This is a genomic window from Streptomyces ziwulingensis, from assembly GCF_039542605.1.
Taxonomy (GTDB): Bacteria; Actinomycetota; Actinomycetes; order Streptomycetales; family Streptomycetaceae; genus Streptomyces; species Streptomyces ziwulingensis.
Genome location: NZ_BAABIG010000032.1, coordinates 52312 through 67770, shown reverse-complemented (window position 1 = coordinate 67770; position 15459 = coordinate 52312). Strand labels below are relative to the sequence as shown.

Genomic DNA, 15459 nt, shown 5'->3' with positions numbered 1-15459 from the left:
CCCGTACGCGGTGCCGGCGAGGATCCGGTTCACCGCCTGAGTCCTGGAGAAGGCGAGGACTTGAGCATGGGATCCACTTCCGCCGAGAACACCGGCAGCGACGGCCACATCAAGAACACCGGGAACGCCGGCACCACAGAGATCCACCCGACCGCCGGTGTCGGCCGCCGCGACCTGATCAAGAGGTCCGCCGCGCTCGGCCTGATCTCCGTCCCCACGATGGCATTTCTCTCCGCGTGTGCGAGCGGGGGCGGGGGCGGTGGCGAGGAGAAGGCCGAGGCGGGCGAGAAGACCGCCAAGAACCCGCTCGGCGTGAACAGCGGCGCCCAGATGGAGTTCGTCCTCTTCGACGGCGGCTTCGGCAAGGAGTACGCCGAGGACGCGGTGAAGATCTACGAGAAGAACTTCCCCGACGCCAAGGTGAAGTTCTCCGCCACGCAGAAGATCCAGTCCACCCTCCAGCCCCGGTTCAACCAGGGCACCCCGCCCGACCTCATCGACAACTCGGGTGCCGAGCAGATGGACATGGGCGTCCTCGTCGGCAAGAACCAGCTCGCCGACCTCACCGCCCTGCTCGACGCCCCCTCCTACGACGACCCGGACAAGAAGGTCCGCGACACGCTGCGCCCCGGCATCGTGGAGATGGGCCAGTTCGACGGCGAGAAGGTGTGGATCTTCTACTACGCCTACACCGTGTACGGCGTCTGGTACTCGAAGAAGGCGCTGGACTCGCTCGACGCCGAATACCCCGAGACCTGGGACGAGATGCTCGCGGTCTGCGCGAAGGCGAAGAAGAAGGGCATGGCGGGCTGGACGTACGCGGGCAAGTACCCGTACTACATCCCCTTCTCGCTCTACCCGATGATCGCCAAGGTCGGCGGCGTGGAAGTCCTCGAAGCCATCGACAACCTGGAGCCGAACGCCTGGAAGCACCCGGCGGTCAAGGCGTGCTTCGAGGCGTACTACGAGCTGTACCGCAAGGGCTACGTCCTCAGGGGCACGCCCGGCCTGGACCACATCCAGTCGCAGACCGCGTGGGCCAAGGGTGACGCCCTCTTCCTGCCCAACGGCTCCTGGGTGGAGAACGAGTCGGCGAAGGTCATCCCCGCCGACTTCGAGGTGACCGTCTCCGCGCCCACCGGCCTCGACTCCTCGGACAAGCTGCCCTTCGGCACCATCTGGGCCTCGGGCGGCGAGCCGTTCATCGTCCCCGCCAAGGCGAAGAACGGCGCCGGCGGCATGGAGCAGTTGCGCGTCATGCTGAGCGAGGCGTCCTCGAAGAACTTCACCTCGAAGGTGAAGTCGCTGACCGCCTACGACGGCGGCACCGACGGCATCGAGCTGACCCCCGGCCTGACGGCCGGAGTCGCGGCGCTGGAGCTGGCCGGCGACAACGTGGTCAACCCGCGCCTCCAGGACTGGTACGCGAAGCTCCAGAAGGAGCAGATCGGCGTGGGCGGCCTGGGCGAGATGATGGCCGGCCGGCTCACCCCGGTGGAGGCCATCAAGAAGATCCAGGACTTCGCCGACGAGGCGGCCAAGGACTCGTCGATCAAGCACTACAAGCACCAGTGAGCAAGGGTCACCGGGGCCCGTCCGGCGTGCCCGCGCCGGACGGGCCCCGGCGGCGCCCGCGCGCGGATCGGGGTCGCTAACCATGCAGCACGGCAAGTACCGCTTCATCGTGGGGTTCCTGGCGGTCCCGCTCGGGCTCTACGCCCTCTTCGTCGTCTGGCCCTTCATCCAGTCCATCTACTACTCGTTCACGGACTGGACCGGCCTGAGTCCCGACTTCGAGATGGTCGGCTTCGACAACTACTCCCGGATGCTCGACGACGACATCTTCTGGAAGTCGCTCTGGCACAGCGTGCTCTTCGCGCTGCTCGTGCCGCTGGTGACGCTCGGCCTCGCGCTGTTCCTCTCCTTCATGATCAACGCGGGCGGGCGGAAGCGGAAGGGCGGCCCGGTGATCACCGGCGTCCGCGGCTCCGCCTTCTACAAGATCGTGTACTTCTTCCCGCAGGTGCTGTCCATCGCCATCGTCGCCCTGCTGTTCCAGTTCGCGTACAACCCGGACAGCGGCGCGATCAACTCCGTGCTGCGGGGGATCGGCCTCGACTCCGTGCAGCCGCTGTGGCTGGGCGATCCGAACATGGCGCTGTGGGCCGTGATGGCGGTGCTCGTCTGGTCCACGGTCGGCTTCTTCGTGGTCCTCTTCTCGGCCGGCATGGCCTCCATCCCGCTGGACCTGTACGAGGCCGCGCTGCTGGACGGGGCGAGCCGCTTCACCACGTTCTTCCGGGTCACCCTGCCGCTGCTGTGGGACACCGTGCAGTCCGGCTGGGTCTACATGGGCATCCTCGCCCTCGGCGCCGAGTCGTTCGCGGTCGTGCAGATCATGACGGTCGGACCCGGCGGACCCGACTACTCGACCACCGTGATGGTCCTGTACGTGTACCAGAAGGCGTTCCGGGACGGTCAGGCCGCCTACGCCACCACCATCGGCGTCGCCCTGCTCGTCGTCACGCTGGCCTTCGCGGCCCTCGTGATGAAGCTGGGCCGGCGCGAGCGGCTGGAGTACTGAGCATGAAGACGACCGAGCCCCCCGCCCCCGAGCCCGCCGCCCCCGTACCGGCCGGCTCCGGCCCCGCCGTCACCAGGACCGACCCGGCCCGCCGCCCGGCCGGGGAGAAGAAGCGGGGCACCACCCTCAACGTCTTCTCCCACGGCGTCCTCGTCATCTGGGCGATCATGGTCGCGCTGCCGCTGGTGTGGGCGGTGATGACCTCCTTCAAGGACGACGCCGCCATCTTCGGCTCGCCCTGGTCGCTGCCGGACACGCTGCACCTCGACAACTGGTCACGGGCCTGGACCGAGGCCCACATGAGCGACTACTTCCTCAACACCGTGCTGGTGGTGGGCGGTTCACTCATCGGCACGCTGGTCCTCGGCTCGATGGCGGCCTATGTGCTGGCCCGCTTCGACTTCCCCGGCAACCGGTTCGTCTACTACCTGTTCGTCGGCGGCATGAGCTTCCCGATCATGCTGGCGCTGGTCCCGCTGTTCTACGTGGTGAACAACATGGGGCTGCTCAACACCATCCACGGGCTGATCCTCGTCTACATCGCCTACTCGCTGCCCTTCACGGTGTTCTTCCTGACCGCGTTCTTCCGGACGCTGCCCGGTTCGGTGGCGGAGGCCGCCTTCGTGGACGGCGCCTCGCACACCCGGACCTTCTTCCAGATCATGCTGCCGATGGCCAGGCCGGGCCTGATCAGCGTGGGCATCTTCAACTTCCTCGGGCAGTGGAACCAGTACATGCTGCCGACGGTGCTCAACACCGACCCGGACAAGCGCGTCCTCACCCAGGGCCTGGTGCAGCTCGCGGTCAGCCAGGGGTACAAGGGCGACTGGTCGGGGCTGTTCGCGGGCCTGGTGATGGCGATGCTGCCGGTGCTGGCGGCGTACCTCGTCTTCCAGCGGCAGGTGGTCCAGGGGCTCACGGCGGGCGCTCTCAAGTAGCCCCGGTGACGGCCGCGCACACCGCCCCCGGAGCACCGGGGGCGGCACGCGCGCGCCCGCCCGGTGACCCGGATGCGGTTCAACCTCTTGACGGGAGGCGACCCGAACGGCTCAGCTTAGAGTTCACTAGTTGGACATAGACCGGGCCTCATCGATGCGGTCCCGGGCGCAGGAGGTCGTCGTGGAGACTCCGGGGTCGCAGTCGTCGCTGCACCGAGCCAACCTGGAGCGGGTGGTGCGTGCCGTACGGCTGGCCGGGTCGCTCACGCAGGCGGAGATCGCGAGGACGACGGGACTGTCCGCGGCCACCGTCTCCAACATCGTCCGGGAGCTGAAGGACGGCGGGACGGTCGAGGTCACGCCCACCTCGGCGGGCGGCAGGCGGGCCCGCAGCGTCTCGCTGAGCGGGGACGCGGGCATCGTCATCGGCGTCGACTTCGGGCACACGCACCTGCGGGTCGCGGTCGGGAACCTCGCCCACCAGGTGCTGGCCGAGGAGTCCGAGCCGCTCGACGTGGACGCCTCCTCGGCGCAGGGTTTCGACCGGGCGGAACAACTGGTCAACCGCCTGATCGACGCGACCGGAGTGGACCGCACCAAGATCGCGGGAGTGGGCCTGGGCGTGCCCGGCCCGATCGACGTGGAGTCCGGGACGCTGGGCTCGACCGCGATCCTGCCCGGCTGGGGCGGCACCAGGCCCGCCGAGGAGCTGGGAGGGCGGCTCGGCGTCCCCGTCCACGTGGACAACGACGCCAACCTCGGCGCCCTGGGCGAACTGGTCTGGGGCAGCGGGCGCGGGGTGCGCGACCTGGCCTACATCAAGGTCGCCAGCGGTGTCGGCGCCGGACTGGTGATCGACGGCAAGATCTACCGGGGACCGGGCGGCACGGCCGGCGAGATCGGGCACATCACCCTCGACGAGGCCGGCCCGGTCTGCCGCTGCGGCAACCGCGGCTGCCTGGAGACCTTCACCGCCGCCCGGTACGTCCTGCCGCTCCTCCAGCCCAGTCACGGCGCCGACCTGACCATGGAGGGCGTCGTCCGCCTGGCCCGGGACGGCGACCCGGGCTGCCGCCGGGTGATCGCCGATGTCGGCCGGCACGTGGGCAGCGGCGTCGCCAATCTCTGCAATCTTCTGAACCCGAGCCGGGTGGTTCTGGGCGGTGATCTGGCGGAGGCCGGCGAACTGGTCCTCGGGCCGATCAGGGAGTCCGTGGGCCGGTACGCCATCCCCAGCGCCGCCCGTCAACTCTCGGTGCTCCCCGGGGCACTTGGGGGCCGTGCGGAAGTGCTGGGCGCCCTCGCGCTCGCTCTCAGCGAGATGGGCGATTCGACCCTTTTGGACGGAACCGCGACCGGCACTCTGCGCACTGCCTCCCCCGTCTTCACTTAGAGAACGGATGGCACCGTTGCCATCTCGTTAAGGATTTACTTCTTGACGTCGCACGTATGGCCGAGTTGACTTCCAGCCACCTCGGCCGCAACGACGCGGCCTCGTCAGGGAGGTTTTTTAAGTGAACACGCGTATGCGTCGTGCCGCCGTTGCCGTTGCCGCCGGTGCCATGGCCGTCTCGCTCGCCGCTTGCGGCAGCGCCAAGGAGTCCGGCGACAACGCCGACTCGTCCGACTCGGCCGCCAAGAAGGGCGACGCGATCAAGGTCGGCCTGCTCCTTCCGGAGAACGCCACCGCTCGTTACGAGAAGCTCGACAAGCCCTTGATCGAGAAGAAGGTCAAGGAGCTGACGGACAACAAGGGCGAGGTCGTCTACGCCAACGCCAAGCAGGACGCCAGCCTCCAGAACCAGCAGGTCGACACGATGGTGACCAACAAGGTCGACGTGCTGATCGTGGACGCGGTGGACTACAAGGCGATCGCCGGCTCGGTGAAGAAGGCCAAGGACGCCGGCATCAAGGTCGTCGCCTACGACCGCCTGGCCGAGGGCCCGATCGACGCCTACACCTCGTTCGACAACGTCACCGTCGGCAAGACCCAGGGCGAGGCCCTGCTCAAGGCGCTCGGCGACAAGGCCGAGGACGGCCAGATCGTCATGATGAACGGGTCGGCGACCGACCCGAACGCCAAGCAGTTCAAGGACGGAGCCCACTCGGTCCTCGACGGCAAGGTCAAGATCGGCCGCGAGTACGACACCAAGGAGTGGAAGCCGGAGAACGCCAACGCCAACATGGAGGGCGCCATCTCCGCCCTCGGCAAGGACAAGGTCGTCGGCGTCTACTCCGCCAACGACGGCATGGCGGGCGGCATCATCACCGCCCTGAAGGCCGCCGGCCTCTCCGACATCCCGGTCACCGGCCAGGACGCCGAGCTGAACGGCGTGCAGCGCATCATCACCGGTGAGCAGTACATGAGCGTCTACAAGTCCTACCCGCAGGAGGCCGAGGTCGCGGCCGAGATGGCCGTGGCGCTCGCGAAGGGCGAGTCCCTCGACTCCATCGCCAAGGACTCGGTGGACAGCGCCACCACCAAGGGCGTCCCCTCCGTCATCGTCCCGGTCGTCTCGCTGACCAAGGACAACATCAACGACACCGTCATCAAGGACGGCATCTACACGCTGGACGAGATCTGCACCGCCAAGTACGCGGCGGCGTGCAAGAAGGCCGGCCTCCAGTAGGCCGACCGGCACCCCGGCAAGCGGCCCGGCCTCCCGTAGGGCGTGAGACGACGCCCGCGGCTGCCGCCGCCCCCGTTCCTCCGGCGTCCCGCATCACCCCAGCCCCGCAAGCTAGGCGGGGCGCCGGACGGACCACCACCCCCCCCAGAAAACTTCTGCACAACCTCCCGCCGGGTCAGGCGGCGAAGGAGATGGTTCACGTGTCCGCTACGCCCGTGCTGGCGTTGCGCGGGGTCTCCAAGCGATTCGGTGCCGTCCAGGCGCTCACCGATGTAGAGCTTGAGGTCCACGCCGGTGAAGTGGTCGCCCTGGTGGGCGACAACGGAGCCGGAAAGTCCACGCTGGTCAAGACGATCGCCGGCGTGCACCCCATCGATGAAGGCGTCATCGAGTGGGACGGCAAGGCCGTCTCGATCAACAAGCCGAACGACGCCCAGAACCTGGGCATCGCGACCGTCTACCAGGACCTCGCGCTGTGCGACAACATCGACGTCGTCGGCAACCTCTACCTGGGCCGGGAAGTGCGCCGTTACGGCGTCCTGGACGAGGTGGAGATGGAGCGCCGCAGCCGTGAGCTGCTGGACACGCTGTCGATCCGCATCCCCAGCGTCCGCATCCCGATCGCCTCGCTCTCCGGCGGTCAGCGCCAGGTCGTGGCGATCGCCCGCTCCATGCTCGGCGAGCCCAAGCTGGTCATCCTCGACGAGCCCACCGCCGCCCTCGGCGTCGAGCAGACCGCGCAGGTCCTCGACCTGGTCGAGCGGCTGCGCGAGCGCGGCCACGCCGTCGTCCTCATCAGCCACAACATGGCCGACGTCAAGGCGGTCGCCGACAAGGTGGCCGTGCTGCGCCTCGGCCGCAACAACGGCGTCTTCGAGGTCAAGTCGACCTCTCAGGAAGAGATCATCTCCGCCATCACCGGTGCCACGGACAACGCCGTGACCCGTCGTGCGGCGCGCACCACTGGGGAGGTCCAGAAGTGAGTATCGACAAGACCTCCACGCCGGCCGACGAGCACGCCGTGGAGAACCCGGAGGCGGCCACCGCCGCCGTCACCGTCGTAGACCCCCGGCTGCTCGTGCGCGAGCAGGGCCTCGCCGGCTACGTCGGCGAGTTCAAGCGCAAGCTGAAGTCCGGTGACCTGGGCTCCATCCCCGTGGTCCTCGGCCTGGTGATCATCTGGATCATCTTCCAGAGCCTGAACTCCAACTTCCTCACCGCCGGCAACCTCTCCGACATGTCGGTCGCCATGGTCGGCACCGGCATGATCGCCGTCGGTATCGTCTTCGTGCTGCTGCTCGGCGAGATCGACCTGTCGGTCGGCTCGGTCAGCGGTGTGGCGGGCGCCGTCTTCGCGGTACTCGCCGTCAACCAGGGCATGAACGAGTGGCTGGCCATGCTCCTGGCCATCCTCACCGGCACCGCCGCGGGCGCCCTGCACGGCTTCTTCTTCGCCCGGATCGGCGTCCCCGCCTTCGCCGTCACGCTGGCCGGTCTGCTCTTCTGGAACGGCTTCATGCTCCAGGTGCTCGGCGACAACGGCACCATCAACCTCGACTCCGAGGGCGTCGTCGCCAAGCTGACCAGCTACTACTTCGCCGACGTCGCCGCCGCCTACGGCCTGGCCGTCGTGGTGACCGCCGGTTACTTCCTGAGCGCCTACTTCGGCAACCGCCGCCGCGAGGCCGCGGGCGTGCCCTCCCGGCCGCTGAGCGAGGTCATCGCGCGCACCGTGCTGCTGGCCGTCCTGGCCTTCGCGGTCGCGATCGTCTTCAACCAGTACAAGGGCCTGCCGCTGGCCGTGCTGATCTTCGTCGTGGTCCTGCTGCTGACCGACTTCGTGCTCCGCCGCACGACCTACGGCCGCAAGGTCTTCGCGCTCGGCGGCAGCGTCGAGGCGTCCCGCCGCGCCGGTATCAGCGTCACCGGCGTACGGATCTCGGTCTTCGCGATCTCCGGCACCTTCGCCGCGATCGGCGGCCTCTTCATCGCCTCGAAGATCGCCTCCGCGAACCAGGGCGCCGGCGCCGGCGACCTGCTGATGAACGCGATCGCCGCGGCGGTCATCGGCGGCACGTCCCTGTTCGGCGGCCGCGGCCGCACCTGGAACGCGCTCCTCGGTGTCCTGGTCATCGTCTCCATCCAGTACGGCCTCGCCCTCCAGGGCGTCGCCTCGCCGGTCCAGTACATGATCACCGGTGGTGTCCTGCTGGTGACCGTCGTCATCGACGCGGTCACCCGCAAGACCCAGAAGACGGCCGGCCGCGCCTAGCAGAAAGGCGCTGTCCCCCTCTCGACCTGTGCCCGGCGCCACGGCGGTGCCGGGCACAGCCGTGTCGTGGCACGGCGCGCCCGGGGGGTACAGCCGAACGCGTGACGTACGACGCACCGTCCGGACACCTTCGGGCGGAGCGGAACATTAGACTCGACAAGCCCGGGAACAGCTCTACTGCAAGGAGGCACGGGTGCCGCTGCTGACCCGCATCACGGGACCGCGCGATCTGGACCGGCTCAGCCCACCGGAGCTGGACGAGCTGGCCCGCGAGATCCGGACCTTCCTCGTCGACGCCGTCTCCAAGACCGGCGGCCACCTCGGTCCCAACCTCGGCGTGGTGGAGCTGACCCTCGCCCTGCACCGGGTCTTCGACTCGCCGAAGGACAAGGTGCTCTGGGACACCGGCCACCAGTCCTACGTGCACAAGCTCCTCACCGGCCGCCAGGACTTCGCCCGGCTGAAGATGAAGGGCGGCCTGTCCGGCTACCCCGCGCGGTCCGAGTCCGAGCACGACGTCATCGAGAACAGCCACGCCTCCACCGTCCTCGGCTGGGCCGACGGCATCGCCAAGGCCAACGAGGTCCTCAAACGGGACCGGCACGTCGTCGCGGTCATCGGCGACGGCGCGCTCACCGGCGGCATGGCCTGGGAGGCGCTGAACAACATCGCCGAGGCCAAGGACCGCCCGCTCGTCATCGTCGTCAACGACAACGAGCGCTCCTACGCGCCCACCATCGGCGGCCTCGCCAACCACCTGGCGACCCTGCGCACCACCGACGGCTACGAGCGCTTCCTGGCCCGCACCAAGGACATCCTCGACCGCACCCCGGTCGTCGGCCGGCCGCTGTACGAGACGCTGCACGGCGCCAAGAAGGGGCTGAAGGACTTCATCGCCCCGCAGGGCATGTTCGAGGACCTCGGCCTGAAGTACGTCGGCCCGATCGACGGCCACGACATCGAGGCACTGGAGTCCGCGCTGCTGCGCGCCAAGCGCTTCGGCGGCCCGGTCATCGTGCACTGCCTCACCGAGAAGGGCCGCGGCTACCAGCCCGCCCTCCAGGACGAGGCGGACCGCTTCCACGCCGTCGGCAAGATCCACCCCGACACCGGCCTGCCGGTCTCCACCTCCGGCGCCGACTGGACCTCCGTCTTCGGCGAGGAGATGGTGAAGCTCGGCGAGGAGCGCGAGGACATCGTCGCGATCACCGCCGCCATGCTCCAGCCGGTCGGCCTGGACCGCTTCGCCAAGCGCTTCCCCGAGCGGGTGTACGACGTCGGCATCGCCGAGCAGCACGCCGCCGTCTCCGCCGCGGGCCTCGCCCACGGCGGCCTGCACCCCGTCTTCGCCGTCTACGCCACCTTCCTCAACCGCGCCTTCGACCAGGTGCTGATGGACGTGGCCCTGCACCAGTGCGGGGTGACCTTCGTGCTGGACCGGGCCGGCGTCACCGGCACCGACGGCGCCTCCCACAACGGCATGTGGGACATGTCGATCCTCCAGGTCGTCCCCGGCCTCCGGCTCGCCGCCCCGCGCGACGCCGACCAGGTCCGCGCCCAGCTCCGCGAGGCCGTCGCGGTGGAGGACGCGCCCACCGTGGTCCGCTTCTCCAAGGGCGCCGTCGGCCCCGCCGTACCGGCCGTGGGCCGCGTCGGCGGCATGGACGTACTGCGCGAGGCGGGCACCGGCACCCCGGACGTGCTCCTGGTCTCCGTCGGCGCGCTCGCCCCGATGTGCCTGGAGATCGCGGACCTGCTGAACAAGCAGGGCATCACCGCCACCGTCGTCGACCCGCGCTGGGTCAAGCCCGTCGACGAGGCGCTGGCCCCGCTCGCCGAGCGCCACCGCGTGGTCGTCACCGTGGAGGACAACTCCCGGGTCGGCGGCGTCGGTTCCACGATCGCCCAGGCCCTGCGGGACGCGGGCGTCGACGTGCCGCTGCGCGACTTCGGCATCCCGCCGCGCTTCCTCGACCACGCCTCCCGCGCCGAGGTGCTGGCCGAGATCGGGCTCACCGCGCCGGACATCGCCCGCCAGGTGACCGGCCTGGTCGCCAAGCTCGACGGACGCTACGAACGGGCCGGCGCCCAGGTGGACTCGGTGGAGGCCACCCGCGACTGACCTGCCGGACGGGCCGGTTCCGCCACCCGTTGCGGTGGTGAAACCGGCCCGTCCGTGTGAATCCGCTCACGCCGGGGCATACGCAGTACGCCCCCTCTCGATCATGTCGAGGACGACAAGCGTGGGAGGTTCTTTGTGAGCAGCACCCTTTTCAGGACGAAGAAGATCGAGCAGTCCATCCGCGACACCGAGGAGCCCGAGCACGCGCTCAGGAAGTCCTTGTCCGCGCTGGACCTGACCGTCTTCGGCGTCGGTGTCGTCATCGGCACCGGCATCTTCGTGCTGACCGGCACCGTCGCCAAGAACAACGCCGGACCGGCCGTGGCGCTGGCCTTCGTGGTGGCCGGAGTCGTCTGCGCGCTCGCCGCGCTGTGCTACGCCGAGTTCGCCTCGACCGTCCCGGTGGCCGGCTCGGCGTACACCTTCTCCTACGCCTCCCTCGGTGAGCTGCCCGCCTGGATCATCGGCTGGGACCTGGTCCTGGAGTTCGCGCTCGGCACGGCGGTGGTGGCCGTCGGCTGGTCGGGGTACATCCGCTCGCTGCTCGACAACGCGGGCTGGCAGATGCCGGCGGCGCTCGGCGGCCGGGACGGGGCGGAGGGGTTCGGCTTCGACCTCCTCGCCGCCGCGCTGGTCCTGGTGCTCACCGCCGTCCTGGTCCTCGGCATGAAGCTGTCGGCGCGGATCACCTCGGTCGTCGTCGCCATCAAGGTCGCCGTCGTCCTCGTCGTGATCATCGCGGGCGCCTTCATGATCAAGAGTTCGAACTACGACCCGTTCATCCCGAAGTCGCAGCCGCAGGAAGCGGGCGGCGGGCTGCACTCGCCGCTGATCCAGCTCATGTTCGGCTGGGCGCCGGCCAACTTCGGGGTGATGGGCGTCTTCACCGCCGCCTCCGTCGTCTTCTTCGCCTTCATCGGCTTCGACATCGTCGCCACGGCCGCCGAGGAGACCAAGAACCCGCAGCGCGACATGCCCCGCGGCATCCTCGGCTCACTGGCCATCTGCACCGTCCTGTACGTCCTCGTGTCGGTCGTCGTCACCGGCATGCAGCACTACAGCAAGCTCTCCATCGACGCCCCTCTCGCGGACGCCTTCAAATCCACCGGGCACCCCTTCTTCTCCGGCGTGATCAGCTTCGGCGCCGCCGTCGGCCTGACCACGGTCTGCATGATCCTGCTGCTCGGCCAGACCCGGGTCTTCTTCGCGATGAGCCGCGACGGGCTGCTGCCCCGCTTCTTCTCCCGCGTCCACCCCCGGTTCAGGACCCCCTACCGGCCCACCATCCTGCTCGGCGTGATCATCGCGATCGTCGCGGGCTTCACCTCGCTCAGCGAACTGGCCGAGCTGGTCAACATCGGCACGCTCTTCGCGTTCATCATCGTCGCGGTCAGCGTGATCATCCTGCGCCGCACCCGCCCCGACCTGCCCCGGGCCTTCCGCACCCCGCTGGTGCCGGTGCTGCCGATCGTCTCGGTGGCCGCCTCGCTGTGGCTGATGCTGAACCTCCCCGCCGAGACCTGGGTCCGGTTCGGCGTCTGGATGGTCATCGGCATCGTCGTGTACTTCCTCTACGGCCGCACGCACAGCCTCCTGGCCCGAGGCGAGCACACCCCCGCCGAGCCCGCGGGTCACGACACCAAGTAATCACCGCGAGAGCCGGTCGGCCGCCGACCGGCCGCCGGACGAACGCCACCGGGCCCCGTATGTCCCTCATCAAGGGAACCGCGGGGCCCGATAGCGTGCGGCCATGCGCGCCCAGCTCCTCACCCCGTCACCCTCCGTGGACATCTCGCGGGCGGGGACGCGGGCCGCCTACTGGACCCGGCTGCTGCCGCTCCTCGCCGCGCTGGCCTGCCTCACCCGCGTCCCCTCCTTCACCCGCCCGGTGTGGAACCCCGACGAGGGCCATCTCGCCGTCCAGGCCCGGCTGCTCGCGGACGGCGGCCGGCTCTACGAGACGGTCGTCGACCGCAAACCCCCGCTGGTGCCCTGGCTGTACGAGGCCGCGTTCGCGCTGACCGGCTCCGACACCCTCGCCGGAGTGCGCGTCCTCGCGATCCTCGCCCAGCTCGGCACGGCCGCGGTCCTCGCCTCACTCGCCCGGCGCCGCTGGGGCGACCGGGCGGGCCGCACCGCCGGGGTGCTGTACCTGCTGGTCTCCGTCGGACTCAACCCTGAGGACGCGCAGGCCGCGACCTTCGAGGTGTTCATGCTGCCGGGCACGGCCCTCGCCCTGTGGTGCGCCGACCGGGGCCGTTGGGGCGCCGCCGGAGCCGCCGCCGGCTGCGCGTTCCTCGCCAAGCAGACCGGCGGGGCGGTCCTGCTGCCGGTGCTGTGGCTCTGCGCGGCCCGCCGGGGCTCGCCCTGGCGCACCCTCGCCGCGGCGGCCGCCCCCGCCCTCGGCGCCGCCCTCGCCACCGACCCGGCCGGGTTCCTCTTCTGGACGGTCACCGGCTCCGGCAGCTACGCCTCCTTCTCGGGTTCCGCCGGTCATGTACTGGGCCGGGCGCTGGGCAACACCGCGATCGTGGCCGTCGCCTGCGCCGGTCTGCTCCCGGCCCTCGTCCGGGCCGCGCGCGGCGCCCGCCGGGGGACCGCCGACCTGTGGCTGTGGCTCGCCGCGTCGGCCCTGGCGGTCGTCACCGGCCTGCACTTCTTCGGCCACTACTACCTCCAGCCGCTGCCCCCGCTGGTGCTGCTGGCCACCGCCGGGCTGTCGGCCTCGCCCCGCGAGCGCACCGCCCGCGCGGTCCGCGCCACGGCCCTGTGCTGCGCCCTCTTCCTGACCTGGGGCCTGCTCGCACCCCGCGGCGGACTCGACCACACCCGGCGCCTGGCGGACGCCGTCGCCCGCCGCACCGCCCCCGCCGACCGCGTCCTGGTCTGGGGCATGCGTCCGGAGACGTACTGGCTCGCCGACCGCACCCCGGCGACCCGGTTCCTGACGGCCGGACTGCTCACCAATCACAGCGGCGGCCGGGCCCGCGCCCGCGTCGGCGAGCGGTACGCCGTGCCCGGCACCTGGACCGTCCTCCGCCGCGAACTGACCGCCCGACCGCCCGCCCTGATCCTGGACGACTCCCGGGGCGGGCCGTACGCCCCCGACCGCCTGCCGACCCTGCGCCGGCTGCTGGCGGCACGGTACGCACCGGCGGGGACGGTGGACGGGGCGGCGCTGTACGTCCTGCTGCGCCACCCGTGACGAAGACGCGCTGCCCGTGACGGATGCGCGCCGCCCGTGAAGGATGCGCGCCGCCCGTGACGGAGACGCGCTGCCCGTGACGGAGACGCGCCGCCCGTGACGGAGACGCGCCGCCCGTGACGGAAGCCGGGCGGCGCCGCTGCCGGGGGAAGGGGGCGAGAAGGGGGCGGTCAGTCCCGGCCGGGGCGGACCGTGCGCGGGCCGGTGACCTCGGCGCCCCACTCGCCCACCCGGCGCCGCAGCTCGCGGTCGGCGGTGACCACCAGGACGGGGCGGTCACCGGCCTCCGCGACCAGGTCGACCATGTGGTCGTCCCCGCTGCCCGGCGCGTCCTCCACCCGCACCCCGGGCACGGAGGCCACGCCGCGCGCCGCGCCCTCGACCACCAGGACCAGCTCCAGCGGGCCGGGCCGCCCCGGCACCCCGTCCGCCGCCAGCCGGTCCCGCAGCCGCTCGGCGGCCCCGCGCCGGTCCCGCCACCAGCCGTCCGGCACCGACCCGACCACGTTGGCGGCGTCGACGATCACGAGCGGCACGGGGTTGTCGTCCATGCCGCCAGGGTCGCACGACCCCGGGCCCCGCCCGACGACGGCCGCACCCGCCCCGCTTAGAGTGACCCGGTGAAGGGCGACTGGCTCCTGCGCGGCCGTGACGGCCGCCTCTGCGTCTATCTGCCGTCGGGCGACGCCGTGCTGTGCCGTGCCGAGCGGGGACCCGGCGGTCCCTGGGAGGCGCCCCGCAGGATCGGCGGCGACCAGAAGCTGCGCCCCGGCCTCGCGGTGGGACAGGGCGAGGACGGTTACGCCCACCTCGTGGCCTGGCGGCCCACCGGGTCCGGCGAGTCCGGTCTGGTGCACTCCACCCACTTCCGGCCCCGCCTCGCGCCCCTGGACTGGGAACCGGTGGGCCACCCGGACAAGAAGGGCGGACGGACCGGCGATCCCGCCGTCGCCGTCGACGCGCAGGGCCGCGCCCACCTCTTCGTCCGGGACACCGGCGGTCGGCTGGCCATGCGGGTCCAGAAGGTGAAGGGCGGCTGGAACCCCTGGTGCGTCCTCGACGGCGACGGCCCGGAGGAGGAACCCGTCGCCGTGACCGGGGAGTCCGGCCGGATCGAGCTGTACGCGGCCGGCGCCGGCACGCTCCTGCACTGGACGCAGGAGCGGCCCGGCGTGCCGCCGGTCCCGACGGACACCGCCCGGGCCGCCGTCCGTCCGGGCACCCTGCGGGCGCTGGCCACCTCCGCCGAGCACACCACCCTGTACTTCACCGACGACGCCGGCCGGCTGTGCGCCTGGCGTCCCGGCGCCGAACCCGTACCCCTGCTGACCGCCGCGGGTCCGGGCCCGGCCGCCGCCGTCCGCTGCCTGATCGAGGGCCACGACGTCACCCTGCTGGCGCAGCGCGCGGCCGGCGGCCGGGTGGCCTTCGCCGCCCACCCCACCGAGGACGAGCGGGCCGGTGCCTGGTGGACCGAGTCCGGACCGCCCCTCGCGCCGGACGCGGAGCCCGCGCTCACCCTGGACGAGACCGGCGACGTGGTCGCGGCTACCCGCTCCCCGTCGACCGGGCAGGTCCTCCTGACCCGGCGGAAGGACGAACCGGGGCTGGCGCTGCGGGCCTGGCAGGAGATCTGAGNCGAGGGAGACAGAACGAGGGAGACAGAACGAGGGAGACAGAACGAGGGCGGGCCGCACGGATCGTCACC

At 70.9% G+C, this 15459-nt stretch carries 12 protein-coding genes; 11 read left to right on the top strand and 1 reads right to left on the bottom strand.

Features of this window, described 5'->3' with window-relative positions:
- Window positions 1-66 precede the first annotated feature (66 nt).
- The 10 genes from ngcE (at window position 67) to ABEB00_RS17400 (ending at window position 13751) form a co-directional block, all read left to right on the top strand.
- Window positions 67-1575, top strand: coding sequence for an N-acetylglucosamine/diacetylchitobiose ABC transporter substrate-binding protein (ngcE, locus tag ABEB00_RS17445; protein WP_345620653.1), 1509 nt, complete (start codon window positions 67-69; stop codon window positions 1573-1575).
- 82 nt (window positions 1576-1657) lie between these two features.
- Complete coding sequence (locus ABEB00_RS17440; protein ID WP_345620651.1) at window positions 1658-2584, top strand: carbohydrate ABC transporter permease; 927 nt, start codon at window positions 1658-1660, stop codon at window positions 2582-2584.
- 2 nt (window positions 2585-2586) lie between these two features.
- Window positions 2587-3522 carry a carbohydrate ABC transporter permease gene (locus tag ABEB00_RS17435; RefSeq protein ID WP_345620649.1) on the top strand — a complete coding sequence of 312 codons (936 nt, stop codon included), beginning with the start codon at window positions 2587-2589 and terminating at the stop codon, window positions 3520-3522.
- A gap of 181 nt (window positions 3523-3703) precedes the next feature.
- Window positions 3704-4915 (top strand): ROK family transcriptional regulator, encoded by a 1212-nt coding sequence (locus tag ABEB00_RS17430; RefSeq protein WP_345620647.1) that lies wholly within the window; start codon window positions 3704-3706, stop codon window positions 4913-4915.
- Window positions 4916-5048: 133 nt separating this feature from the next.
- On the top strand, window positions 5049-6152 hold the full coding sequence (locus ABEB00_RS17425) for a substrate-binding domain-containing protein (protein ID WP_345620675.1): 1104 nt from the start codon (window positions 5049-5051) through the stop codon (window positions 6150-6152).
- 191 nt (window positions 6153-6343) lie between these two features.
- Window positions 6344-7135: an ATP-binding cassette domain-containing protein gene (locus tag ABEB00_RS17420; RefSeq protein WP_345620645.1), complete on the top strand. Its 792-nt coding sequence runs from the start codon at window positions 6344-6346 to the stop codon at window positions 7133-7135.
- Window positions 7132-8424, top strand: coding sequence for a sugar ABC transporter permease (locus ABEB00_RS17415; RefSeq protein ID WP_345620644.1), 1293 nt, complete (start codon window positions 7132-7134; stop codon window positions 8422-8424). Before ABEB00_RS17420 ends, ABEB00_RS17415 begins: the two co-directional genes overlap by 4 nt.
- 193 nt (window positions 8425-8617) lie before the next feature.
- A complete protein-coding gene (gene dxs, locus ABEB00_RS17410) occupies window positions 8618-10546 on the top strand; it encodes a 1-deoxy-D-xylulose-5-phosphate synthase (RefSeq protein WP_345620642.1) in 1929 nt (642 codons plus the stop codon).
- 135 nt (window positions 10547-10681) lie between these two features.
- Window positions 10682-12193, top strand: coding sequence for an amino acid permease (locus tag ABEB00_RS17405; RefSeq protein ID WP_345620641.1), 1512 nt, complete (start codon window positions 10682-10684; stop codon window positions 12191-12193).
- Window positions 12194-12296: 103 nt separating this feature from the next.
- On the top strand, window positions 12297-13751 hold the full coding sequence (locus ABEB00_RS17400; RefSeq protein WP_345620640.1) for an ArnT family glycosyltransferase: 1455 nt from the start codon (window positions 12297-12299) through the stop codon (window positions 13749-13751).
- Between the two features lie 170 nt (window positions 13752-13921).
- On the opposite strand, the gene ABEB00_RS17395 is transcribed toward ABEB00_RS17400, so the two are convergent.
- Complete coding sequence (locus ABEB00_RS17395) at window positions 13922-14302, bottom strand: PIN domain-containing protein (RefSeq protein WP_345620639.1); 381 nt, start codon at window positions 14300-14302, stop codon at window positions 13922-13924.
- 69 nt (window positions 14303-14371) lie between these two features.
- Between ABEB00_RS17395 and ABEB00_RS17390 the strand changes: the two genes are divergently transcribed.
- A complete protein-coding gene (locus tag ABEB00_RS17390) occupies window positions 14372-15388 on the top strand; it encodes a PLL family lectin (protein WP_345620638.1) in 1017 nt (338 codons plus the stop codon).
- The last annotated feature ends 71 nt before the right edge of the window (window positions 15389-15459 follow it).